Source organism: Serratia sp. CY44782, from assembly GCF_052168715.1.
In the GTDB taxonomy this organism is placed as follows: domain Bacteria; phylum Pseudomonadota; class Gammaproteobacteria; order Enterobacterales; family Enterobacteriaceae; genus Serratia; species Serratia nevei.
The window spans coordinates 37,927-62,471 of the sequence record NZ_JBJNME010000005.1; the positions used below are offsets into that span (position 1 = coordinate 37,927).

Consider the following 24,545-nt stretch of genomic DNA (forward strand, 5'->3'; position numbering starts at 1 on the left):
AACCCTGAAGATTAACAACATGACTGAATCTTTCGCTCAACTCTTTGAAGAATCCTTAAAAGAAATCGAAACCCGCCCGGGTTCCATCGTTCGTGGCGTCGTTGTTGCTATCGACAAAGATATCGTACTGGTTGACGCCGGTCTGAAATCTGAGTCTGCCATCCCGGCTGAGCAATTCAAAAACGCCCAGGGCGAGCTGGAAATCCAGGTTGGTGACGAAGTTGACGTTGCTCTGGATGCTGTTGAAGACGGCTTCGGTGAAACCCTGCTGTCCCGTGAGAAAGCTAAGCGTCACGAAGCTTGGATCACGCTGGAAAAAGCATACGAAGAAGCTGAGACTGTAACCGGTGTTATCAACGGCAAAGTGAAGGGTGGCTTCACCGTCGAGCTGAACGGCATCCGCGCGTTCCTGCCAGGCTCCCTGGTTGACGTGCGTCCGGTACGTGACACTCTGCACCTGGAAGGCAAAGAGCTTGAGTTCAAAGTCATCAAGCTGGATCAGAAGCGCAACAACGTTGTCGTTTCTCGCCGTGCGGTTATCGAATCCGAGAACAGCGCTGAGCGCGATCAACTGCTGGAAAACCTGCAGGAAGGCATGGAAGTTAAAGGTATCGTTAAGAACCTCACTGACTACGGTGCATTCGTTGATCTGGGCGGCGTAGACGGCCTGCTGCACATCACTGACATGGCTTGGAAACGCGTTAAGCACCCAAGCGAAATCGTCAACGTTGGCGATGAAATCACTGTTAAAGTGCTGAAGTTCGACCGCGAGCGTACTCGTGTATCCCTGGGCCTGAAACAGCTGGGCGAAGATCCATGGGTTGCTATCGCGAAACGTTACCCAGAAGGCACCAAGCTGACTGGTCGTGTAACCAACCTGACTGATTACGGCTGCTTCGTAGAAATCGAAGAAGGCGTTGAAGGTCTGGTACACGTTTCTGAAATGGATTGGACCAACAAAAACATCCATCCGTCCAAAGTTGTTAACGTGGGCGACGTAGTGGAAGTTATGGTTCTGGACATCGATGAAGAACGTCGTCGTATCTCCCTGGGCCTGAAGCAGTGCAAATCCAACCCATGGCAGCAGTTCGCAGAAACCCACAACAAGGGCGACCGCGTTGAAGGTAAAATCAAGTCTATCACTGACTTCGGTATCTTCATCGGCCTGGACGGCGGCATCGACGGCCTGGTTCACCTGTCTGACATCTCCTGGAACGTTGCAGGCGAAGAAGCAGTACGTGAATACAAGAAAGGCGACGAAATCGCAGCGGTTGTTCTGCAAGTTGACGCAGAGCGCGAGCGTATCTCCCTGGGCGTGAAGCAGCTGGCTGAAGACCCGTTCAATAACTACCTGTCTATGAACAAGAAAGGTGCTATTGTTACTGGTAAAGTCACTGCAGTTGACGCCAAAGGTGCTACAGTTGAATTGGCAGGCGGCGTAGAAGGTTACCTGCGTGCATCTGAAGCCTCTCGCGACCGCATTGAAGATGCAACTCTGGTTCTGAACGTAGGTGACGAAGTTGAAGCTAAATTCACCGGCGTTGACCGTAAGAACCGCGTTGTAAGCCTGTCCGTACGTGCTAAGGACGAAGCTGACGAGAAAGACGCCATCGCAACTGTTAACAACAAACAGGAAGAAGGCAACTTCTCTAACGCAATGGCTGAAGCTTTCAAAGCGGCTAAAGGCGAGTAATGACGGGGGGCGGTTTCTGACCGCCCCGATACGGTAGTTTAGCTGCAAAGCTTGGAGGTACTATGACCAAGTCTGAACTTATTGAAAGACTTGCTGGCCAGCAATCTCATATTCCGGCGAAGGCCGTTGAGGATGCAGTGAAAGAGATGCTTGAGCACATGGCCGCAACGCTGGCCGAGGGCGAACGCATTGAGATCCGCGGATTCGGCAGTTTTTCTCTTCACTACCGTGCCCCGCGTGTAGGCCGCAACCCGAAAACCGGTGACAAAGTTGAGCTGGACGGCAAGTACGTTCCTCACTTCAAGCCAGGCAAAGAGTTGCGTGACCGCGCCAATATCTATGGCTAGTCGCTGACTGCTCATAGCGTTGTTGCTTGTAAAGAATATAAAACGGTGCCTTCAAGGCGCCGTTTTTTTTCGCCTGCGATTCTCTGCGAGCCGCTCGTGAATTGCGTACTGCACCGCATTTGCGGTGTGGCTGCTGCATAGGCCTCTCTTATCCTGCCATGCTCACCGCATCTTCGTTAAAGCCCGCTGGCGGCGACATATCGCCTCAACGATCCTGCTTGCATGCCGTGACGCGTTTTTGCTCATGGTGGAGCCGATGGGAGAAGAGCGATCAAAATTTCGCTGGATCTGGCGATATTCGCCGTTATCTGCGGCATCCTGCCACTGCTGGTTTTACCGCTGTTGCCAGAGCCATGGCTGCTGTGGCCGATGCTGTTTGTCGCCGGTTTACTGCTGCGCACCCGTTGGCCGATCTGCCGTTATTTGGCCTGTCTGGGTTTGGGATTCATATGGGCGGTTTTCAACGCCGGAAGCCTGCTTGGGCAAATGGAGTGCCTAAGCCGCATGCCGGATGTAACGGCGGTGGCGCAGGTGAGCAGTGTCGCACTGGAGCCTGCCGCCAGTAAGCAGACGCTGATGCGCATCGAGCGGGTTGACGACCATTGGTTGGTGCCTGCGCTGGCGTTTACCACGACGTGGGCCCCAGAACGGCAGCGACTGTGCGCCGGACAGCGTTGGCAGTTGAAACTGCGTTTGCGGCCGGTGCACGGAAAGCTCAATGAAGGCGGCTTTGACAGCCAGCGTTGGGCAATCGCACAGCGCCAACCCTTGACCGCGCAGGTCAGGCAGGCTCGTTTGCTGGATGGCGATTGCGGCCTGCGCCAGCGCATAATCAGCCATGCGGAAACCAACATCGGTGAATTGCGTTACAAGGCGGTGTTGCTGGCGCTGGCGTTTGGGGAACGCACCGCACTGGAACAGGCTTTGCGTACGCTGATGCTGAAAACCGGCATTGCGCACCTGATGGCCATTTCGGGGCTACATGTGGCGATGGTTGCCATTTTGTTTTGGGCGGTGCTGCGTGCGCTGCAGTTTTTTCTTCCCGCCCATCTGATTGGTTACCGCTTTCCGCTGGTCGCGGGCTGGGTGGCGACGCTGATCTATGTCTGGTTGGTGGGCGCCCAACCGCCTGCGGTACGCACCGCGCTGGCGATGACGCTGTGGATGCTGCTGCGCTTGCGCGGCGTTCATTGTTCTTCCTGGCAAGTGTGGCTGTGGTGCGTCGGGCTGATTTTGCTGTGCGATCCGCTGGCGGTATTGTCGGACAGTTTTTGGCTGTCGGTGCTGGCGGTAGGGTGTTTGATTTTTTGGTTCGAATGGGCGCCGCTCGGCGAGCGATTTCGTTCGGCCTGGTATTGGGCGCCGGTACGCTGGCTGCATATTCAACTGGGCATGACGCTGCTGCTGGTGCCGATGCAGGTCGCGCTGTTTTTAGGCCTGACGCTGACTTCGTTGCCGGCCAATCTCTGGGCGGTGCCCATCGTTTCATTGGTGACGGTGCCGTTGATTCTGTTGGCGGTGATCGGCGGCGCCTTCCCCTCGCTAAGTTACGGGCTTTGGTGGTTGGCCGATTTCACGTTGAGAGGGGTGTTTGTGCCGTTGCATTACCTGCAGCGCGGTTGGGTGGATTTGGGGGCTGCCTCGCTGCTGGCCAGCATAGCGGGATGGCTTATCGTTATCTGTTGGCGCTTTCATTGGTGGTGGCGCTATGCGCCGGGCCTGGCGACGATCGCGATATGCTGCGTGCTGTGGCGAGGAAAAGAGCCGGGATACCGCTGGCGCGTCGATATGCTTGATGTCGGGCACGGCCTGGCGATGGTGATAGAGCAAAACGGCAAAGGCATATTGTATGACACCGGCGATCGTTGGCCTGCAGGCAGCGCCGCCGAGCGGCATATTTTGCCGATGCTGAACTGGCGGGGCATTGAACTGGAACAGATCATTATCAGCCATGCTCATCTCGATCATATCGGCGGGCTGTCGACGGTACAGAGTGCGTTTCCACAGGCGACGGTGCGCAGCCCGATACGCGGGGAGGGGCACTTGCCCTGCGTCGCCGGTGAGCGTTGGCGATGGCAGTCGTTGCAATTCGAGGTGCTGTGGCCGCCGAAAACGCTCAAAAGGCCGGTCAATGACGACTCCTGCGTGATTCGCATCGACGACGGGAAATACAGCCTGCTGCTTACCGGCGACGCGGAAAAAAAGGCGGAGGCACAGCTGATTCGATTGCGCCGCGACCGTTTGGCGGCCACGGTATTGCAGGTGGGGCACCATGGCAGCAGAACGTCTTCGACGCCGCCGTTTCTGCGCGCGGTCAATCCTGAGGTGGCGCTGGCGTCAGCATCTCGTTACAACAAATGGCGATTGCCGGCGCGTAAAGTGGTCGCCAGATACCGGGCAAATGGCATTACATGGCGTGATACAACGCGCTCCGGCCAGTTATCGGTACTTTTTTTCGACAACGATTGGCAAATTAAAGGCTTTCGCGAACAATTAATGCCCCGTTGGTACCATCAGCGGTTTGGCGTAGAGGGTGATAATGAGTAAAATAGGCCGCTATTTCTTCCGATGCTGGTATTTGCATGATGAATGATAAAGATCTCTCGACCTGGCAGACGTTCCGTCGACTCTGGCCGATGATCACTCCTTTTAAGACCGGGCTGATTGTGGCCGCCATTGCGTTGATTATGAACGCAGCGGGGGACACGCTGATGCTGTCTCTGCTTAAACCGCTATTGGACGATGGGTTTGGAAAAACCGACAGCAGCGTGCTGGTATGGATGCCGCTGGCGGTGATTGCACTGATGCTTATGCGCGGCGTGACCAGCTTTGTTTCAAGCTACTGCATTTCCTGGGTTTCCGGCATGGTGGTGATGCAGATGCGCCGCCGCCTGTTTGGCCACATGATGAGAATGCCGGTGGCCTTCTTCGATCAGCAGTCCACCGGGACGCTGCTGTCGCGCATTACCTATGATTCCGAGCAGGTGGCTTCCTCCTCTTCCAGCGCGCTGGTGACCGTGGTGCGTGAAGGGGCTTCGATTATTGGCCTGTTCATCATGATGTTCTACTACAGCTGGCAGCTGTCGGTGATCCTGATCGTGCTGGCACCGATCGTTTCCATCGCCATTCGCCTGGTGTCCAAGCGTTTCCGCAACATCAGCAAGAACATGCAGAACACCATGGGGCAAGTGACCACCAGCGCCGAACAGATGCTGAAAGGCCATAAAGAAGTGCTGATCTTCGGTGGCCAGCAGGTGGAAACCGAGCGCTTCAACTCGGTGAGCAACCGCATGCGTCAACAGGGCATGAAACTGGTCTCCGCGTCTTCCATTTCCGATCCGATCATTCAGCTGATCGCTTCGCTGGCCTTGGCGTTCGTGCTGTTTGCCGCCAGCTTCCCAAGCGTGATGGAAACCCTGACCGCCGGGACCATCACCGTGGTGTTCTCGTCGATGATCGCGCTGATGCGTCCGCTGAAGTCGCTGACCAACGTGAATGCCCAGTTCCAGCGTGGGATGGCGGCCTGCCAGACACTGTTCTCTATTCTGGATATGGAACAGGAAAAAGACACCGGCACTCGCGAAGTGAAGCGTGCGAAAGGCGACATCGAATTCCGCAACGTCACCTTCTACTACCCGGGCAAAGAAACGCCGGCGCTGCGTGATATCAACCTGAAAATTGCCGAAGGCAAGACCGTCGCATTGGTGGGCCGTTCCGGTTCGGGCAAATCCACCATCGCCAACCTGCTGACGCGTTTCTATGATATCCAGGAAGGCGAAATCCTGATGGACGGCCACGATCTGCGCGAATATACCCTGGCCTCACTGCGTAATCAGGTGGCGCTGGTCTCGCAAAACGTGCACCTGTTTAACGACACCATCGCCAACAACATCGCCTATGCGCGCGAGAGCGAATACAGCCGCGAGCAGATTGAGAAAGCGGCCGAAATGGCGTACGCGATGGACTTCATCAACAAGATGGAGAACGGCCTGGATACGGTGATTGGCGAAAATGGCGTGATGCTGTCAGGCGGCCAACGCCAGCGTATCGCCATTGCGCGCGCGCTGCTGCGCGACTGCCCGATCCTGATACTCGACGAGGCGACTTCTGCGCTGGATACAGAGTCCGAGCGTGCCATTCAGGCCGCGCTGGACGAACTGCAGAAAGATCGCACTTCGCTGGTGATCGCGCACCGTCTGTCTACGATTGAGAAGGCGGACGAGATCCTGGTGGTGGAGGACGGCCGCATCGTTGAACGCGGCGAACACGCCGCACTGCTTGAACAGCAGGGCGCTTATGCGCAGCTGCATCGCATGCAGTTTGGTCAATAATGATTGAGCGCATCTGGTCCGGCGGTTCGCTGCTTTATCTGGCGCTGCTGCCGCTCTCCTGGCTGTATGGCCTGTTCAGTTGGCTGATTCGTCTCAGCTATCGCTGTGGCCTGCGCAAAAGCTGGCGCGCGCCGGTGCCGGTGGTGGTGGTGGGCAACCTCACCGCCGGTGGCAACGGCAAAACGCCGATGGTGATCTGGCTGGTGGAACACCTGCAGCAGCGAGGCTATCGTGTTGGCGTGGTCTCACGCGGCTACGGCGGCAAGTCGGCGGTTTATCCCCTGGTGCTCAATCAGAATACCTCGACCCGCGAGGCGGGGGATGAGCCGGTGCTGATTTATCAGCGCACCGGCGCGCCCGTGGCGATCGCGCCCAAGCGAGCCGAGGCGGTGCAGGCCTTGCTGCAACAACAGCCGCTGGATGCGATCATCACCGACGACGGTTTACAGCATTATGCCTTACAGCGTGATTTTGAGCTGGTGGTCATCGACGGCGTGCGTCGTTTCGGCAACGGCTGGTGGTTACCGGCCGGGCCGATGCGCGAGCGTGCCGCGCGGCTTGGCAGCGTCGATGCGTGCATCGCCAATGGCGGCGTGGCGCAGGCCGGGGAGATCGCCATGCGCCTGCAGGCGCGTGACGCGGTAAACCTGCTGAGCGGTGAACGTCGCCCGGCGGCCGAGTTGCCGCGCGTGGTGGCGATGGCGGGCATCGGGCATCCGCCGCGCTTCTTCGCGACGTTGGAAAAGCTGAACGTCGAGGTGGTGCAGGAAGTGGCGTTTGCCGATCATCAGGAATATCAGCAGGCGCAGCTGGCGGCGCTGGTTACCGCAGAGCAAACGCTGCTGATGACGGAGAAGGACGCGGTGAAGTGCCGCGCCTTTGCCCAGCCTAATTGGTGGTATTTACCGGTTGATGCGGTGCTACCGTCCGCTCAGGCTGAGCAACTGCTGCAGGATATCGAATCTCTGCTGACCAAGTAACCTCAGGATGCCAGCGTGGCGAGCCCCAGGGCTTGCGCGCAGGCCTCCAGCGAACGCTGCTGGGTTTGCTGATACAGCGCCAGCTCGTCGATCACCTCACTGCCTAACGCTTGTTCAAACGCAGCCCGGCTGGAAGCGGCGTTGTACTGCGCATGGCGGCTGTCCCCCAGATTTGACTGGAAAATCCCCGCTGCGCTGACCGGCAGAAAGTCTTCATACACCAGCGGCTGGAAGCGAACATGTTCTTTCTCGATCAGTTGCTCCAGGGTGCTGTGCTTATCCAACGACTCTTTGGCCGCCAGGCCGCATTCGGTCGGAAAATAGCGGAACCAGGCCAGCTGTTGCTCGCGCAGCGTGGCGTAATCATCAGGAAACGCCCGGAAGTTTTCCTCAAGCAGTTGATAGTAACGCTCGGCATTCTTCTCGCTTGGCGGGGCCTGCAGCGCATCGTTGGTCGCCTGCAGCAGGCGGTCGTAGAGTGCGCGTCCTTTAGGCGTCAGCGCCACGCCGCGTTGTTCGATCTCGCCGAAGCGCGCGGTATGGTGACCGGCGATGGCGTGGCCGTCGTGCTCAACGAAATCGACGCTTTCTTCCAACGCCTTGAAGCTGGTCTGGCGCAGCAGGATCGCTCGGCGGCGGCGCGGTGGGCCTTCGATGACCGCCTTGGGCGTAATGCCGCGGCCGGGCATCGCCTGCTGAACGCGATCGATATCCAGCGTGCGCGGCGTCAGGTGGTTGATATGCGGCCCTTTAAACGCCACGACGTCGGCGATCAGGCGATGCTGATCGTGCAACTGCCGGTATTCTTCGGCGCTGACCGTCGCCTGATTGTGCCAGCGGAAGGTTTCCAGCGCTTGTTCGACAAATTCCTGCGCCTGCGCTGCATTCAATCCGCCTTGCGCTTCTTGCAACGCGATCAGCTCCAACGCACGATCGGTAAAGATGCGGCGGCGCGCCAGCAAGCGCTCAGCCAGCTCACGCAGCGCGGGATCTTCTATCAGTTCCAGACGCAGCAGGGAGGTGAACACGCGGAAAGGACTGATCTGCAGCGCGTCTTCATGTACGGCGCGAAAAGCGGTGGAGTGCACCGGAACGCCCGCTACCGACAGGTCATAGTAACCGACCGGCGCCATGCCCATCACCCGGAATAGGCGGCGCAAGGTGGCCAACTCGTCTGCGGTGCCGACCCGGATCGCGCCGTGGCGTTCCATCGCCAGGCGTTCTATCTCGCCGGTGATTTGTAGTTGATGAGCCAGTGCGGCATCTTCGCGCAGAACCTGTCGGTTGGTCTCCGCTACCAGTTCCAGCAGATCGCCGTACAGCGGTACCTCCTTTTGGTACATGTCCGACATCGCGTGAGAGAATCTGGCGCGGATTTCATTAGGTGAAACGAACTGCTGGGCGGTCATGCGCATAGCTCCTTGATTCAGCATAATCTGAAAAATCGTGTTTTTAGCGGCAAAAGTGCTGGCGAAAAAGCCGTCTGCCTTGTTTTCCCCTCAAGTTTAGCCATCTGATTTGGGATTTGTTATAAGCGCGCCAAGCATATTAGAGTTTTATGCGTTAGCTCTCATTTGCAGCGCACAGACGGACAAATGATGCGCCGGCCTGGGGGAAGAGGCGGTGGATGGGCTGTGGAGAACGATAAATTAATTCATGTGTATTCAGGGGGATAAAAACAAATCCGGCGTAATGGCGAATTTAATGCGATAAACCTCTTGTGCATTCACCAGTTTTATGAGTAAATGAAAGTCGGCCTGTAATCCAGACCTATTTATGTTCGAGTTTAGAGTTAAGCAGTTCCTCCAAAAACGTTATCATCCGATTCCGCTTCAAAGACGAACCTTCTAAGTACCTCCCATAAGTAATGTTTCTGAAATGGCCCCAATTGCCTCTTATGGCAGGTTTTGTAAATATATTTAAAGGTAAATGTAATGTCTAAGAAGACTGGTCAGGTTAAGTGGTTCAACGAAAGCAAAGGTTTTGGTTTCATTGAGCAGAACGACGGCGGCAAAGATGTATTCGTACACTTCTCCGCAATCATGACCGACGGTTTCAAGACCCTGGCTGAAGGCCAGCGCGTCGAGTACACCATCCAGGACAGCCCGCGCGGGCCGGCTGCCGCCAACGTAGTTGCTCTGTAAGAATACAGGGAACGCGTATAAGAGATCTTAATACAACCATGGTGACGCTTTAGCGCCGAGTCATGCGGAAGATATTAAGTTCAACAAGCCCGCCTTAGTGCGGGTTTTTTATTTTTTTGCTCACGAGAGGTTTGTTACGAAAAACTTTAGGATGGGCTGGTAGCGTCCAGACAATATAAAAAATGACGTTGTCAAGGATGCTCAAGTAAAAGGATATAAGTTATGTTTAAAAATACTGTGTTAAAAATGGGACGGGTGAAATGGTTTAATCAGGCCGAAGGCTATGGTTTTATTTCACCGGTAGATGGCAGCGACGAAATCTATGTCAATCGCAACGCTATCGCCAACACCAAAAATAAGTCGTTGAACGAAGGTCAGAACGTTGAGTTCTCGATCTATCGCAGCTCGCATGGGCTGTCCGCGGCAGACGTTATCGCGTTCTGATCGCACCCTCCTTCCTCGCCAGTGCCGGTGTCGCCACCCGCAAGCACTGGCGAAGATAAATCCCTCGATATCCACTATTATCAGGCCACCGCCTACTTGCCACGGATATCAGGATGACCACCCCGATAATTTCCCTTACCGCCGCTCGCGCGCTGCACCTTGCCGCCCAGGGGCTGCTTTCTCCGCTTAAACGCCAGGCTAAACCCGATGACGTCGTGAGCGCGATCCAGCGCATGGGGCTGTTACAAATCGATACCATTAGCGTCGTCGCCCGCAGCCCGTATCTGGTGCTGTTCAGCCGTTTGGGCGCCTATCAGTCGGAGTGGCTGGAGCAGGCGCTTGCCGGCCGCAAGCTGTTCGAATATTGGGCGCACGAAGCCTGTTTCCTGCCGATTGAGGATTTTAGTCTGCTGCGGCACCGCATGCTGGCACCTCATGATATGGGCTGGAAATATTCAGCCGACTGGGTGCAGCAGCACCAGGCGGCGATGGACAGCCTGCTGCGGCACATCGAACAACAGGGGCCGGTGCGCTCCGCCGATTTCAGCGCCGAGAAAAAGGGCAACAGCGGATGGTGGGACTGGAAACCGGAGAAACGACACCTGGAGATCCTGTTTACCGCCGGCAAGCTGATGGTGGCCGAACGCCGCAACTTCCACCGGGTTTACGATCTGACCGAAAGGTTGCTGCCGGCCTGGGACGATGCGCGTCATACGCTGCCTGCGGAGCAGGCGCGCAGGCAGATGCTGCGCCGCACCTGCCGCTATCTGGGTATCTTTCGCGCTGAATGGTTGGCAGATTACTATCGGCTGAAACGCGTGGCGCCAAAAGCCTTGCTGGCAGAGCTACAGGAGCAGGGGGAGATTACGCCCGTACAGGTAGAAGGGCTGGAAGGGCTGTTCTATGCGCATGAATCTCTGGCGGAACTGCTGCCGCTGGCGGAACAGGGCAAACTCAAATCGACGGTCACCAGCCTGTTGTCCCCCTTTGATCCGGTAGTTTGGGATCGGCGGCGGGCGCTTGAGTTGTTCAACTTTGACTATCGGCTAGAGTGTTATACGCCGAAAGAAAAACGTCGCTATGGGTACTTCACCCTGCCGGTGCTGCACCGCGGTGAGCTGGTGGGGCGCATTGACGCCAAGGCGCACCGTCGGCAGGGAGTGTTCGAGATCATCAGCTTCCATGCGGAGCCGCAGGTGCGCTTCGGCAAACAGCGGGCGCAGGATATCCGGCAGGCCATCGCGCGTACGGCCAAATGGCACGGTGCGCAACGCGTCGCGCTGGGCGACATTCCGGCGGCGTTGGCCGCTGAATGGGGGGCTGGCTGGGAAGTGGAATAACGAACGACGCCGTCGGTGGGTAAAACGAAGTTCAGCGCCGCTCGTTACAAAGGGGCTCAGTGGCTGAAGTTAGCGAACAGAGCGATGATTTTATGCAGACGTTTGATCACGTATCACGGCCTTTTTGTGATTTGTATCACAAAATTCTACGCCGGGATGCGCCCCAGTTCAAGCGGTTGCCCCCGCGCGATGAGGAAATATCGGTGGGTTGGCGCCACCGGTGATTAACCTGAGGCCGGGCGTTATGCTATCCTCACAGCCTTTCCCAGATGACCTATCCCCTTACGGAGGATGCATGGACCACCGTTTACTCGAAATCGTTGCCTGCCCGGTATGCAACGGCAAACTCTATTTCAATAAAGAAAACCAGGAACTGGTGTGCAAAGCGGACGGGTTGGCTTACCCGTTGCGCGACGGCATTCCGGTGCTGTTGGAAAATGAAGCGCGTGCGCTGTCGCTGGATGAGAAACACGCATGAGTTTTATCGCTATTATTCCCGCCCGCTACGCCTCGACCCGCTTGCCGGGTAAGCCGCTGGCCGATATTCACGGCAAGCCGATGGTGGTACACGTGATGGAGCGCGCCCGCGAGTCCGGCGCCAGCCGCGTCATCGTGGCGACGGATCACCCTGAAGTCGCCAAAGCGGTGGAAGCCGCCGGTGGCGAAGTGTGCATGACCAGCCCGGACCACCATTCCGGCACCGAACGGCTGGCGGAAGTGATCGCACACTACGGCTTTGCCGACGACCAGATCATCGTTAACGTGCAGGGCGACGAACCGCTGATCCCACCGGTGATCGTGCGTCAGGTGGCGGAGAACCTGGCGGGCAGCCAGGCCGGTATGGCGACGCTGGCGGTGCCGATCGAGAGCGCCGAAGAGGCTTTCAACCCCAACGCGGTGAAGGTCGTGATGGACGCGCAGGGCTACGCGCTCTATTTTTCACGCGCCACCATTCCGTGGGATCGTGAGCGTTTCGCCGCGTCGAAAGAGAGCATCGGCGACAGTCTGCTGCGTCATATCGGCATCTACGCGTACCGCGCCGGCTTCGTGCGTCGCTACGTCAGCTGGGCGCCGAGCCAGTTGGAGCAGATCGAGCTGTTGGAACAGCTGCGCGTGCTGTGGTACGGTGAAAAAATCCACGTGGCGGTCGCGAAAGCGATCCCGAGCGTGGGGGTCGATACGCCGGAAGATCTCCAGCGCGTGCGCGACAGCATCCAACCCTGAGCCTGAGTTCGTCGGCGCGCTGCGCAACGCGCCGACGATGCAACACCCCCCTTGATTGTTCCCCGTTTTGTTGATCTGCGTTGAAGAATTTTTCCGCTCACCGTTCGATGATGTTACGTCCCCCCTTATTAGCCTGAGGTGAATGCCTTATGGAGCAGTTACGCGCCGAACTGAGCATTGTGCTGGGTGAGTCGATCAGCCGACTGGAGCGGGTGAGCGAGCAGCCTTATGCGCATATGTATTCGCTGTATGATCGGCAGGGCAACGCGATCCCGCTGATGGCGAAAAGCTTTATCTGTCAAGGCATCGCCCAGCAGGAGGCTTACAAGCTGTCGATGCTGGCGCGCGACGGGGATATTCGGCTGCCCACGGTGTACGGCGTGGTGTGTACTCAACAGACGCCGTATAAGGAAATCCTGCTGATCGAGCGCCTGCGCGGCGTGTCGGCTGAAGCGCCGACGCGCTCGCCGGATCGCTGGAACATGCTGATGGAACAGATCGTTGACGGGATATTGGCCTGGCACCGCATCGACAGCCACGGCAGCGTCGGCAGCGTTGACAGCACGCAGGAGAACGACTGGTTTTGCTGGTATCAACAGCGGGTCGAAGTGCTGTGGGCGACGGTAGTCAATCTCACCACCCCACAGCTGACCATGGCGGATCGGCGTTTGCTGTACCGCACGCGCGAAGCGCTGACCCATTTCTTCGTCGGCTTCGACGATCCCTGTGTTCTGGTGCACGGTAACCTCTCGCTGCGCAGCATGCTGAAGGATCCCAAAAGCGATCAGTTGCTGGCGATGCTCAATCCCGGCGTGGTGCTGTGGGCGCCGCGCGAATACGATCTTTTTCGCCTGTGCGAGGCGGGTATGCCCAGCCAACTGCTGTTCAGCTATCTGCAGCGCGCGCCGGTCGCCGACGCTTTCCTGGCGCGGCGCTGGCTGTATGTGGTGTGGGAAGCGGTAGGGCGCTTGGTTCATACCGGCAAGCTGGAGCGGCGGCCGTTCGACTATGCGTCGCAACAGCTGCTGCCCTGGCTGGCCGGTTGAACGGGCCTTACTCGGCGCCGGCGCGATCCGCGCCTTTCAGCCACTGCCACAGGCTGCCCAGCGTTTCATACCAGGCACGTTCGGTATGGCCGAGGAACATCGAGGACGGTGTGGCGCGATCCCAGATATTCAGCGGCGAGTCGATCGCCAACTGGTTGGCCGGTGCTGGGATCGGGTGCAGGCCTTTCGCCTCGAAGAAGCGCATGGCGCGCGGCAGATGGTTGGCGGAGGTCACCAGAATGAACGGTTGCTCGCCGACCAACTTGGCGACCTGAGCGGCTTCTTCCTCGGTATCGCGCGGTTCCCTCAGGATCACCATATCGCTGCGCGGCACGCCCAGGCTTTCGGCCACCAGTGCCGCCGTGGCGGCGTTACTTTGCATGCTGCCGGCGGATGCGCCGGTAAACACCATTCTGGCGCCGGGATGCGCAAGGTAAAGCCGCACGCCTTCCGTCACGCGCGGCAGGCTGTTGCCGAGCAAATTCGAGCTGGGCGCCCAATCGGGATTGTAGGTATAGCCCCCGCCCAACACCACGATGTAACTGACCGGATCGTTGCCGCGATAAGTCTGGTATTGGGCTTCGATCGGCCGCAGCAGCCGGTCGGCCACCGGCTGCAGGCTGAAAAGCAGTAAAAACAGCCAGCTCAGCGTAAAAATCGTCTTACCGCTTTTTTGCCAGCGGGTGAACCACAACAGCAGCAGCGCCAGCCCCATCAGCAGCATCAACAGCGGCAGCGGCATCAGCATGGCGCCAAAGAACTTTTTCAGGTTGAACAGCATCGAAAATCAGATCCTTTTGGGTGAAAAAGCGGCATCCAGGCATAAACAGGCCGCAAGAAGATACATTCTAAGCCAGTCTGTGCCAAAATAGCAGGTTTGAATGGGCGTGCGCTTTGCCGCCGACAAGAATGAGATCAGCGGAGCTGTTGTCCATGCAGGATCGTAATTTTGACGATATTGCTGAAAAATTTGCGCGTAATATTTACGGCACCACGAAAGGAAAAATCCGCCAGGCGGTGGTTTGGCAGGATCTGACCGGGCTGCTGGCGCAGTTGCCGCAGCGGCCGCTGCGCATCCTCGACGCCGGGGGCGGTGAAGGCCATATGGCCTGCCAGCTGGCAGAATTAGGACATCAGGTGTTGTTGTGCGATCTTTCTGGTGAGATGATCCAGCGCGCCGCGCAGCTGGCTGAGCAGAAAGGTGTGAGCCAGAACATGCAATTCGTACAAAGTTCTGCGCAGGATATCGCTCAACATTTGGAACAGCCGGTTGATCTGATATTGTTTCATGCAGTGCTTGAATGGATCGCCGAGCCCGAAGCGGCGCTGCAGGCGTTGTATGACTGCCTGACGCCGGGCGGCGCGCTGTCGCTGATGTTCTTCAACGCCAACGGCCTCTTGATGCGCAACGTGGTGTTGGGTAATTTCCAACTGGTGGATCCCGAGGTCAGGCGGCGCCGCAAGCGTTCGCTGTCGCCGCAATATCCGCACGATCCGCTATTGGTCTACGGTTGGCTGGAACAGCTGGGCATGCGCATCGGCGGCAAAACCGGCGTGCGGGTGTTCCACGACTATCTGCAGAGCAGACAGCTGCAAACACAAAAATTTGAAGAGTTACTGGCGCTTGAACAGCACTATTGCCGGCAGGAGCCGTACGTGAGTTTGGGGCGCTATATTCACGTCATGGCGCATAAACCAAACCTGAAGGACGAACTATGAGTGAATTTTCCCAGACAGTACCCGAACTGGTCGCCTGGGCACGGAAAAATGATTTCTCTATTTCGCTCCCTACGGAGCGTCTCGCATTTCTGCTCGCCATCGCCACCCTGAACGGCGAACGGCTGGACGGCGAGATGAGCGAAGGTGAGCTGGTTGATGCATTTCGCCATGTCAGCAAGGGTTTTGAACAGACGCATGAAACGGTGGCGATGCGCGCCAACAATGCGATCAACGACATGGTGCGCCAGCGCCTGTTGAACCGCTTTACCAGCGAACTGGCGGACGGCAATGCGATTTACCGCCTCACGCCGCTGGGGATCGGCATTACCGATTACTATATTCGCCAACGCGAATTCTCCACGCTGCGTCTGTCGATGCAGCTGTCGATCGTGGCGCAGGAACTCAAGCGCGCCGCCGACGCCGCCGACGAGGGCGGCGACGATTTCCATTGGCACCGCAACGTGTTTGCGCCGTTGAAATATTCGGTGGCGGAAATCTTCGACAGCATCGACATGACCCAACGCGTGATGGACGAGCAGCAGCAGAGCGTGAAAAACGACATCGCGGCGCTGCTGAGCAAAGACTGGCGGGCGGCGATCTCCAGCTGCGAGATGCTGCTGTCGGAAACCTCGGGCACCCTGCGCGAGCTGCAAGATACGTTGGATGCGGCGGGGGATAAGCTGCAGGCCAACCTGCTGCGCATCCAGGACGCGACCCTCGGCAACGTGGAGCTGGGCTTCGTCGACAAGCTGGTGTTCGATCTGCAAAGCAAGCTGGATCGCATCATCAGCTGGGGCCAGCAGGCGATCGACCTGTGGATCGGCTACGATCGCCACGTACATAAATTTATCCGTACCGCTATCGATATGGATAAAAACCGCGTGTTCGCCCAACGCCTGCGCCAGTCGGTGCAAACCTATTTCGACCACCCGTGGGCGCTGACCCATGCCAATGCCGATCGTCTGCTGGACATGCGCGACGAAGAACTGGCGCTGCGCAGCGAGGAAGTAACCGGGGAACTGCCGCCGGATCTGGAGTTCGAAGAGTTCAGCGAAATTCGCGAACAGCTGGCGGCAATGATCGAAGAGGCGCTGAAGGTGTATCAGGAACAGCAGATGCCGCTCAACCTTGCAGCGGTGATGCGCGATTATCTGGCGCAATATCCGCGTGCGCGTCATTTCGACGTGGCACGCTTAGTGGTCGACCAGGCAGTGCGCCTCGGTGTGGCTGAAGCAGATTTCTCAGGGTTGCCGGCGGAATGGCAGGCAATCAATGATTACGGAGCCAAGGTCCAGGCCCATGTCATCGACAAATATTGAACAAGTAATGCCAGTCAAGCTGGCCAAGGCACTGTCCAACTCGCTGTTCCCGGCGCTGGACAGCCAACTGCGCGCGGGTCGTCACATCGGTATCGATGAGCTGGACAACCACGCCTTTTTAATGGATTTCCAGGATGAGCTGGAAGAATTTTACACCCGTTACAGCGTCGAGCTGATTCGGGCGCCGGAAGGTTTCTTCTATTTGCGCCCGCGCTCCACCACGCTGATCCCGCGTTCGGTGCTGTCCGAGCTGGATATGATGGTCGGTAAAATCTTGTGCTACCTGTATCTCAGCCCCGAGCGCCTGGCGCATGAGGGCATTTTCAGCCATCAGGAGCTGTACGACGAGCTGCTGAGCCTGGCCGATGAGAACAAACTGCTGAAGTTCGTCAACCAGCGCTCCACCGGCTCGGATCTCGATCGGCAGAAGCTGCACGAAAAGGTGCGCACTTCGCTGAACCGCCTGCGCCGCCTCGGCATGGTCTACTTCATGGGCAATGACAGCAGCAAGTTCCGCATTACCGAGGCGGTGTTCCGCTTCGGCGCCGACGTGCGCAGCGGCGACGATCCGCGTGAAGCGCAGCTGCGCATGATTCGCGACGGCGAGGCGATGCCGGTTGAAACCAGCCTGTCGCTGAACGATGAGAATGAGGCTGAGGATCAGCAGGTTGATAACGCTCCTGACGGTGCAGAGGATGAACAGGAATGATTGAACGCGGTAAATTTCGCTCGCTGACGCTGGTTAACTGGAACGGCTTCTTCGCCCGCACCTTTGATCTGGATGAGCTGGTGACCACGCTGTCCGGCGGTAACGGGGCAGGGAAATCCACCACCATGGCGGCCTTCGTCACCGCACTGATCCCCGATCTGACGCTGCTGCACTTCCGTAACACCACCGAAGCGGGCGCCACCAGCGGCTCGCGCGATAAAGGCCTGCACGGCAAGCTGCGCGCCGGCGTGTGTTACTCCACCCTCGACGTCGTCAACTCGCGCCACCAGCGCGTGGTGGTGGGCGTGCGTCTGCAGCAGGTGGCGGGGCGCGATCGCAAGGTCGACATCAAACCGTTCACCATCCAGGGCCTGCCGACCGCGGTGCAGCCGACCGAGTTGCTGACCCAGACCGTGGGGGATCGCCAGGCGCGCGTGCTGTCGCTGCAGGAGCTGAAGGATCGCGTGGAAGAGATGGAGGGGGTGCAGTTTAAGCAGTTCAACTCCATCACCGATTACCACTCGCTGATGTTCGATCTGGGCGTGATCCCGAAACGCCTGCGTTCGTCCGCCGATCGCAGCAAGTTCTACCGTCTGATTGAAGCGTCGCTGTACGGCGGTATCTCAAGCGCCATCACCCGCTCGCTGCGCGACTATCTGCTGCCGGAAAATAGCGGCGTGCGCAAGGCGTTCCAGGACATGGAGGCGGCGCTGCGCGAAAACCGCATGACGCTGGAAGCCATCCGCGTCACCCAGTCGGATCGCGACCTGTTCAAGCATTTAATCTCCGAGGCCACTTCCTATGTGGCGGCGGACTATATGCGCCACGCCAACGAACGCCGCATCCATCTGGACGGCGCGCTGGCGCTGCGCAGCGATCTGTTTGGCAGCCGCAAGCAGCTGGCCGCCGAACAGTATCGCCATGTGGAAATGGCGCGTGAGCTGAGCGAACAAAGCGGTGCCGAATCCGATCTGGAAACCGATTACCAGGCCGCCAGCGACCACCTGAATCTGGTGCAGACGGCGATGCGTCAGCAGGAGAAGATAGAACGCTATGAAGCCGATCTGGAAGAGCTGACCTACCGTCTGGAAGAGCAGAACGAAGTGGTGGCCGAGGCGAGCGAGCAACAGGCCGAAAACGAAGCGCGCGCCGAAGCGGCCGAGCTGGAAGTGGACGAGCTGAAGAGCCAGCTGGCCGACTACCAGCAGGCGCTCGACGTGCAGCAGACCCGCGCCATTCAGTACCAGCAGGCGCTGCAAGCGTTGGAGCGCGCGCGCGCCCTGTGCCAACTGCCGGATTTGACCGCCGATAACGCCGAACAGTGGCTGGACACCTTCCAGGCCCGCGAACAGGAAGCGACCGAAGCGTTGCTGATGTTGGAACAGAAGCTGAGCGTGGCCGACGCCGCGCACGGCCAGTTCGAGCAGGCCTATCAGCTGGTGGGGAAAATCGCCGGCCAGGTCAGCCGCAGCGAAGCCTGGCAGTGCGCGCGCGAATTGCTGCGCGACTGGCCTTCGCAGCAGCACCTCGCCGAGCGCGTTCAGCCCCTGCGCCTGCGCCTGAGCGAACTGGAACAGCGCCTGCGCTCGCAGCAGGATGCCGAGCGCTTGTTGCAAGAGTTTTGCAAACGCCATGGCCAAGAGTACCAGCCTGACGATCTCGATATGCTGCAGCAGGAGCTGGAAGAGCGCCTGGAAGCGCTGTCGCAGAACGTCAGCGAAGCCGGTGAACGCCGTATGGAGATGCGCCAGGAGCTGGAGCAGATCCAGCAGCGTATCCGTGAGCTGACGGCGCGCGCACCGGTGTGGCTGGCGGCGCAGGACGCCCTGGGCCAGCTCAGCGATCAGAGCGGAGAGCCGCTGGAAAACAGCCAGCAGGTGACCGAATACATGCAGCAGCTGCTAGAGCGCGAGCGTGAAACCACCGTCGAGCGCGACGAAGTGGCGGCCCGCAAACGTGAAGTGGAAGCGCAGATCGAGCGTCTCAGCCAGCCGGGCGGCGCGGAAGATCAGCGCCTGGTCACGCTGGCCGAACGTTTCGGCGGCGTGCTGCTGTCGGAAATTTACGATGACGTCACCATCGACGACGCGCCTTACTTCTCGGCGCTGTACGGCCCTTCGCGCCACGCTATCGTGGTGCCGGATCTGTCGCTGGTGCGCGAGATGCTTGAAGGGCTGGAAGATTGCCCGGAAGATCTTTACCTGATCGAAGGGGATCCGCAGTCGTTCGATGACAGCGTGTTCGCCGTCGAAGAGCAGGACAAAGCGGTGGTGGTGAAGATCGCCGATCGCCAGTGGCGTTACTCCCGTTATCCGGAAGTGCCGTTGTTCGGCCGCGCGGCGCGCGAAAACCGTCTGGAAGTGCTGCATGCCGAGCGTGAAACGCTGGCGGAGCGCTACGCCACGCTGTCGTTCGACGTGCAGAAAACCCAGCGTTCGCACCAGGCTTTCAGCCGCTTTATCGGTACCCATCTGGCGGTGGCGTTCGACGCCGACCCGGAAGCGGAGATCCGCGGTCTGAACGCCCGTCGTGGCGAGATCGAACGCGCGCTGAACAATCACGAAGCGCAGAACCAGCAGCAGCGTCAGCAGTACGAACAGGCCAAAGAGGGCATTTCCGCGCTCAACCGCCTGATGCCGCTGGTGTCGTTGCTGAACGATGAAACCTTGCAGGACCGCGTCGACGAGATCCGCGAAGAGCTGGAAGAAGCGCAGGACGCCGCGCGTCATATCCAACAGCACGGCATGTCGCTGACCAAGCTGGAACCGCTGCTGTCGGTGCTGCAGAGCGATCCGCAGCAGCATGAACAGCTGCAGCAGGATTACGCGCAGGCGCAAAGCGTGCAGCGTCAGGCTAAACAGCAGGCGTTCGCGCTCACTGAAGTGGTGCAGCGTCGTGCGCACTTCAGCTACACCGATTCTGCCGGCATGCAGAATGCCAACAACGATCTGAACGATAAGCTGCGCCAGCGTCTGGAGCAGGCGGAAGCCGAACGCGCCCGCGCCCGTGAGCAACTGCGTCAGTATCAAACCCAGTTCACCCAGTACAGCCAGGTGCTGGCCTCGCTGAAAAGCTCGTACGACGCCAAGCGCGACATGCTGAAAGAGCTGAGCCAAGAGCTGGTGGACATCGGCGTGCAGGCCGACGCCAATGCCGAAGCGCGCGCCCGTGCGCGTCGCGACGAACTGCATGCGGCGCTGAGCAACAACCGCGCTCGCCGCAACCAGCTGGAGAAGCAGCTGACCTTCTGCGAAGCCGAAATGGACGGCCTGCAGAAGAAACTGCGCAAGCTGGAACGCGATTATCATCAGCTGCGTGAGCAGGTGGTGACCGCCAAGGCGGGCTGGTGCGCGGTGATGCGCCTGGTGAAAGACAACGGCGTGGAACGCCGCCTGCACCGCCGCGAGCTGGCGTATATGGATGGCGACGAGCTGCGCTCGATGTCGGATAAGGCGCTCGGTGCGCTGCGTCTGGCCGTGGCGGATAACGAACACCTGCGCGATGTGCTGCGCCTGTCGGAAGATCCGAAGCGGCCGGAGCGTAAGATTCAGTTCTATATCGCGGTGTACCAGCACCTGCGCGAGCGCATCCGTCAGGACATCATCCGCACCGACGATCCGGTCGAGGCCATCGAACAGATGGAAATTGAGCTGGGCCGTCTGACCGAAGAGCTGACCGCGCGCGAGCAGAAGCTGGCGATCAGTTCGAAAAGCGTGGCCAACATCATTCGCAAAACCATTCAGCGCGAACAGAACCGCATTCGCATGCTGAACCAGGGTCTGCAGGCCGTTTCCTTCGGCCAGGTGAAGAGCGTGCGCCTGAACGTCAATGTGCGCGAAGCGCATGCCACCCTGCTGGATGTGCTCTCCGAGCAGCAGGAACAGCATCAGGATTTGTTCAACAGCAACCGTCTGACCTTCTCCGAAGCGTTGGCCAAGCTGTATCAGCGCCTGAATCCGCAGATCGACATGGGGCAGCGCACGCCACAGACCATCGGCGAGGAGTTGCTGGACTACCGCAACTACCTGGAGATGGAAGTGGAGGTATACCGTGGCTCCGACGGCTGGCTGCGTGCGGAAAGCGGCGCGTTGTCTACCGGTGAAGCCATCGGTACCGGGATGTCAATCCTGGTGATGGTGGTGCAGAGCTGGGAAGAAGAATCCCGCCGCCTGCGCGGTAAAGACATCTCGCCGTGTCGCCTGCTGTTCCTCGATGAAGCGGCGCGTCTGGATGCCAAGTCGATCGCTACGCTGTTCGAACTGTGCGACCGTCTGGAGATGCAGCTGATCATCGCGGCGCCGGAAAACATCAGTCCGGAGAAGGGCACCACCTATAAACTGGTGCGTAAAGTGTTCCAGAACCACGAGCATGTGCACGTGGTGGGGCTGCGCGGTTTCGCCGGCGAGCCGCCGGCGCTGGGTACTGCGCCGGTTGAAACGCCGTAACGCAGAAAAACGCCCTAAAAATCCGAAAATAGCCGCCGCAGGGTGGCTATTTTTTTGTGCGCGTGGATGATAGTCCTGCTTTTTTATCCGTTGAAAAGCGGTTAGTTTAATCACATAAACAGTTATTCGACGCCCGCAGGGCGAAACGGCCTTTCTGTTTGTATACTGAAACTATATGCAGTTTTTGACGTTTTTTTTGTGAGCATACAGGGGGCAAGGGATGTTGCTTAAAAAGGGAAACTCTCTACGACGTTTGGCGCTGAGTGGCGCTATCGCCTGTAGTCTTGTGTCGTCGTTTTCCGCATCGGCTACCGTTACGGCGTTGCCGGTGGCATCAGCAGGCATGTCCGTTGCGCAGAGCCGTTCTGAGCTGCTGGCCGCGTTGCCGCGCGGCATGGATTTGCACTACCTTTCCACGCTGGCACCGCTGTATGCGGCGAATCACATGCAGCCGATGTGGCAGGATCGCGAAGCCGTTCAGCAGTTTCAGCAGCAGCTGGCCGAACTGGCGATGTCCGGCGTGCAGCCGCAGTTTACCCAATGGGTGAAGATGTTGACCGATCCGGCGCTCAGTGAAGCGGGCCGCGATGCGGTGCTGTCCGATGCGATGCTGGGCTATTTGCAGTTCGTCTCTGCCATCGGTGCCAACGGCAACAACTGGCTGTACAGCAATATTCCCTACAAGCTTGGCTTGCCGCCCACCGCGGTGATCAACCAATGGCAGCTGGCGGTGCGCCAGGCGCGTACCCTGAGCTATGTGAATTCGCTCGCGCCGCAGCATCCGCAATACGCCAAGATGCATCAGGCGCTGCGCGACATGCTGGCGGACAATCGTCCGTGGCCACAGGTGGGCAGCGGCCCGAGCCTGCGCCCAGGCCAAATGAGCAACGATATCCCGGCGCTGCGTGAGATCCTGACGCGTACCGGCATGCTGGCCGCCTCGGCGCCGGAAGCGGAGCCGGAACCGGCGGTGGTTTCGGCGAAGAGCAATGAGCCCGACGACGGCGGGCTGACGGTAGACGAAGAGAAAAGCCGCGTGACGGTCAGCCCATCGGCGGCGCCGGTAACGGAGTTGACTGCGGAGCAGACGCCGCCGCAGATTGGCAGCGTGGTGAGCGACAATCTTTATACCAATGAGCTGGTGGAGGGCGTCAAGCGCTTCCAGAAATGGCAGGGGTTGACGGCGGACGGCGTGATCGGCGTGCGCACCCGTGAGTGGCTCAACGTGTCACCGAAAACCCGCGCCGCGCTGCTGGCGTTGAATATCCAACGCCTGCGAATTTTACCGGGGCATGTCGGCACCGGCATTATGGTGAACATTCCCAACTACTCGCTGACCTACTACCAGAACGGCAATGAAGTGCTGTCTTCCCGCGTTATCGTCGGGCGGCCTAGCCGTAAGACGCCGCTGATGAGCAGCGCGTTGAACAACGTGGTGGTCAACCCGCCGTGGAACGTGCCGACTACGCTGGTGCGCGAGGACATTGTGCCGAAGGCGATGCGCGACGGTAATTACTTCCAGAAACACGGCTATACGGTGCTGTCGGGTTGGAGCAACGATGCGGAAGTGATCAACCCGGCGATGATCGACTGGAGCATGGTTTCTGCGCGCAATTTCCCGTATCGCGTCCGTCAGGCGCCGGGTGCCACCAACTCGCTGGGGCGCTTCAAGTTCAATATGCCGAGCTCGGACGCCATCTACCTGCACGATACCCCGAACCACAGCCTGTTCCAGAAAGATATCCGTGCGCTCAGCTCCGGCTGCGTGCGGGTGAACAAGGCTTCCGATTTGGCGAATATGCTGCTGCAGGACGCCGGCTGGAACAACAGCCGCGTGTCTTCCACGCTGAAAGAGGGGAATACCACTTATGTGAATATTCGCCAGCGTATTCCCGTAAAACTGTATTATCTGACCGCCTGGGTTTCGGATGACGGCCAACCGCAATTCCGTACAGATATTTACAATTATGATAATACGGTGCGATCGGGCGCACAAATTTTGGCTCAGGCCAAAAAATTAATGCAGTAAATGCAGTAATTATAAATAAATAACGGTCAGAATGTTTGGCTATACCGCAGGCCCTCGTCGCCGGGGGCCTGTAAACCTAGGCGTATCGCGGGTTGACTCAGCATACGCAGGCGGTTATGGTTCGGACAGTGCGCTGCTTTGTGCATTTATTTTGACATTCTTGCCGGGTTTAACAGAGTCATGGACAAAATTGATCATCACCGCCGTAAATGGCTGGCGCTAGGTGGCGCCGCTATGGGCATAGCGCTGCTTCCAGGGCAGGCGTTTGCCAGTCTTTCCACCGCTCGACCGCGTATTTTAGTGTTGAATAACCTGAATACCGGTGAATCTATTAAAGCCGAGTTCTTTGACGGCAAAGGTTACAATAAAGAAGAGTTGGTGCGGCTAAATCATCTGTTCCGCGATTATCGCGCCAACAAGGTTAAATCGATCGATCCCCGCTTGTTTGATCACCTCTATCGCCTGCAGGGGCTGCTGGGCACCAGCAAGCCGGTGCAGCTGATCTCCGGATACCGTTCCGTAGATACCAACAACGAACTGCGTGCGCATAGCCGCGGCGTGGCCAAGCACAGCTACCACACCAAAGGCCAGGCGATGGATTTCCATATCGAAGGCATCCAATTGAGTAATATCCGTAAAGCGGCGTTAAAAATGCGCGCCGGTGGTGTAGGATATTACCCACGTAGCAACTTCGTACACATCGATACCGGCCCGGTTCGGACCTGGTAATCGCTGTGCCATCAGTGAATAACGCCGCCCCTTGCGGATGCGGCGT

The 24,545-nt window shown here is 58.5% G+C and carries 19 protein-coding genes; 17 read left to right on the forward strand and 2 right to left on the reverse strand.

Annotation, left to right across the window (positions count from 1 at the left end):
• Window positions 1–19 precede the first annotated feature (19 nt).
• The 5 genes from rpsA to lpxK all read left to right on the forward strand — a co-directional run bounded on the left by rpsA (window position 20) and on the right by lpxK (window position 7,351).
• Window positions 20–1,693 carry a 30S ribosomal protein S1 gene (gene rpsA / locus ACJ8HT_RS10465; RefSeq protein ID WP_004928267.1) on the forward strand — a complete coding sequence of 558 codons (1,674 nt, stop codon included), beginning with the start codon at window positions 20–22 and terminating at the stop codon, window positions 1,691–1,693.
• Between the two features lie 62 nt (window positions 1,694–1,755).
• A complete protein-coding gene (ihfB, locus tag ACJ8HT_RS10470; protein ID WP_004928264.1) occupies window positions 1,756–2,040 on the forward strand; it encodes an integration host factor subunit beta in 285 nt (94 codons plus the stop codon).
• Window positions 2,041–2,316: 276 nt separating this feature from the next.
• Window positions 2,317–4,587, forward strand: a complete 2,271-nt coding sequence (locus ACJ8HT_RS10475) for a ComEC family protein (RefSeq protein WP_197652343.1) — start codon at window positions 2,317–2,319, stop codon at window positions 4,585–4,587.
• Between the two features lie 35 nt (window positions 4,588–4,622).
• Window positions 4,623–6,371 carry a lipid A ABC transporter ATP-binding protein/permease MsbA gene (gene msbA / locus ACJ8HT_RS10480; RefSeq protein ID WP_049272962.1) on the forward strand — a complete coding sequence of 583 codons (1,749 nt, stop codon included), beginning with the start codon at window positions 4,623–4,625 and terminating at the stop codon, window positions 6,369–6,371.
• Window positions 6,371–7,351, forward strand: a complete 981-nt coding sequence (lpxK, locus tag ACJ8HT_RS10485) for a tetraacyldisaccharide 4'-kinase (RefSeq protein ID WP_197652048.1) — start codon at window positions 6,371–6,373, stop codon at window positions 7,349–7,351. Before msbA ends, lpxK begins: the two co-directional genes overlap by 1 nt.
• Window positions 7,352–7,353: 2 nt before the next feature.
• Here the strand turns inward: lpxK and hglS are convergent, their stop codons facing one another.
• Entirely contained in the window at window positions 7,354–8,760 is a 1,407-nt protein-coding gene (gene hglS / locus ACJ8HT_RS10490) for a 2-oxoadipate dioxygenase/decarboxylase HglS (protein WP_197652047.1), read from the reverse strand.
• A 525-nt stretch (window positions 8,761–9,285) separates the two neighbouring features.
• Here hglS and cspE point away from each other — a divergent pair.
• From cspE to ACJ8HT_RS10520, 6 genes are all read left to right on the forward strand, one after another.
• Entirely contained in the window at window positions 9,286–9,495 is a 210-nt protein-coding gene (cspE, locus tag ACJ8HT_RS10495; protein WP_019454537.1) for a transcription antiterminator/RNA stability regulator CspE, read from the forward strand.
• Between the two features lie 222 nt (window positions 9,496–9,717).
• Window positions 9,718–9,939, forward strand: a complete 222-nt coding sequence (locus ACJ8HT_RS10500) for a cold-shock protein (protein WP_004928241.1) — start codon at window positions 9,718–9,720, stop codon at window positions 9,937–9,939.
• A gap of 113 nt (window positions 9,940–10,052) precedes the next feature.
• Window positions 10,053–11,279, forward strand: a complete 1,227-nt coding sequence (locus ACJ8HT_RS10505; RefSeq protein ID WP_197652046.1) for a winged helix-turn-helix domain-containing protein — start codon at window positions 10,053–10,055, stop codon at window positions 11,277–11,279.
• A gap of 295 nt (window positions 11,280–11,574) precedes the next feature.
• Entirely contained in the window at window positions 11,575–11,757 is a 183-nt protein-coding gene (locus ACJ8HT_RS10510) for a Trm112 family protein (RefSeq protein ID WP_004928237.1), read from the forward strand.
• On the forward strand, window positions 11,754–12,503 hold the full coding sequence (gene kdsB / locus ACJ8HT_RS10515; protein WP_004928235.1) for a 3-deoxy-manno-octulosonate cytidylyltransferase: 750 nt from the start codon (window positions 11,754–11,756) through the stop codon (window positions 12,501–12,503). The genes ACJ8HT_RS10510 and kdsB overlap by 4 nt, the downstream gene beginning before the upstream one ends.
• A gap of 149 nt (window positions 12,504–12,652) precedes the next feature.
• Window positions 12,653–13,549: a YcbJ family phosphotransferase gene (locus ACJ8HT_RS10520; protein ID WP_194572334.1), complete on the forward strand. Its 897-nt coding sequence runs from the start codon at window positions 12,653–12,655 to the stop codon at window positions 13,547–13,549.
• 7 nt (window positions 13,550–13,556) lie between these two features.
• Here the strand turns inward: ACJ8HT_RS10520 and elyC are convergent, their stop codons facing one another.
• Window positions 13,557–14,330, reverse strand: coding sequence for an envelope biogenesis factor ElyC (gene elyC / locus ACJ8HT_RS10525; protein WP_038880809.1), 774 nt, complete (start codon window positions 14,328–14,330; stop codon window positions 13,557–13,559).
• A 152-nt stretch (window positions 14,331–14,482) separates the two neighbouring features.
• On the opposite strand from elyC, the gene cmoM reads away from it, so the two are divergent.
• The 6 genes from cmoM (at window position 14,483) to ACJ8HT_RS10555 (ending at window position 24,499) form a co-directional block, all read left to right on the forward strand.
• The gene (gene cmoM, locus ACJ8HT_RS10530; protein ID WP_015377334.1) at window positions 14,483–15,268 is read left to right on the forward strand and encodes a tRNA uridine 5-oxyacetic acid(34) methyltransferase CmoM; all 786 of its coding nucleotides are present in this window, start codon (window positions 14,483–14,485) and stop codon (window positions 15,266–15,268) included.
• Window positions 15,265–16,587, forward strand: a complete 1,323-nt coding sequence (mukF, locus tag ACJ8HT_RS10535; RefSeq protein WP_004928228.1) for a chromosome partition protein MukF — start codon at window positions 15,265–15,267, stop codon at window positions 16,585–16,587. The genes cmoM and mukF overlap by 4 nt, the downstream gene beginning before the upstream one ends.
• Complete coding sequence (mukE, locus tag ACJ8HT_RS10540) at window positions 16,568–17,296, forward strand: chromosome partition protein MukE (RefSeq protein WP_033637863.1); 729 nt, start codon at window positions 16,568–16,570, stop codon at window positions 17,294–17,296. Before mukF ends, mukE begins: the two co-directional genes overlap by 20 nt.
• The gene (gene mukB / locus ACJ8HT_RS10545; RefSeq protein ID WP_197652045.1) at window positions 17,293–21,741 is read left to right on the forward strand and encodes a chromosome partition protein MukB; all 4,449 of its coding nucleotides are present in this window, start codon (window positions 17,293–17,295) and stop codon (window positions 21,739–21,741) included. Before mukE ends, mukB begins: the two co-directional genes overlap by 4 nt.
• A 220-nt stretch (window positions 21,742–21,961) precedes the next feature.
• Window positions 21,962–23,770 (forward strand): L,D-transpeptidase, encoded by a 1,809-nt coding sequence (gene ldtD, locus ACJ8HT_RS10550; protein WP_071605332.1) that lies wholly within the window; start codon window positions 21,962–21,964, stop codon window positions 23,768–23,770.
• 180 nt (window positions 23,771–23,950) lie between these two features.
• On the forward strand, window positions 23,951–24,499 hold the full coding sequence (locus tag ACJ8HT_RS10555; protein ID WP_025302289.1) for a YcbK family protein: 549 nt from the start codon (window positions 23,951–23,953) through the stop codon (window positions 24,497–24,499).
• Window positions 24,500–24,545: the final 46 nt, after the last annotated feature.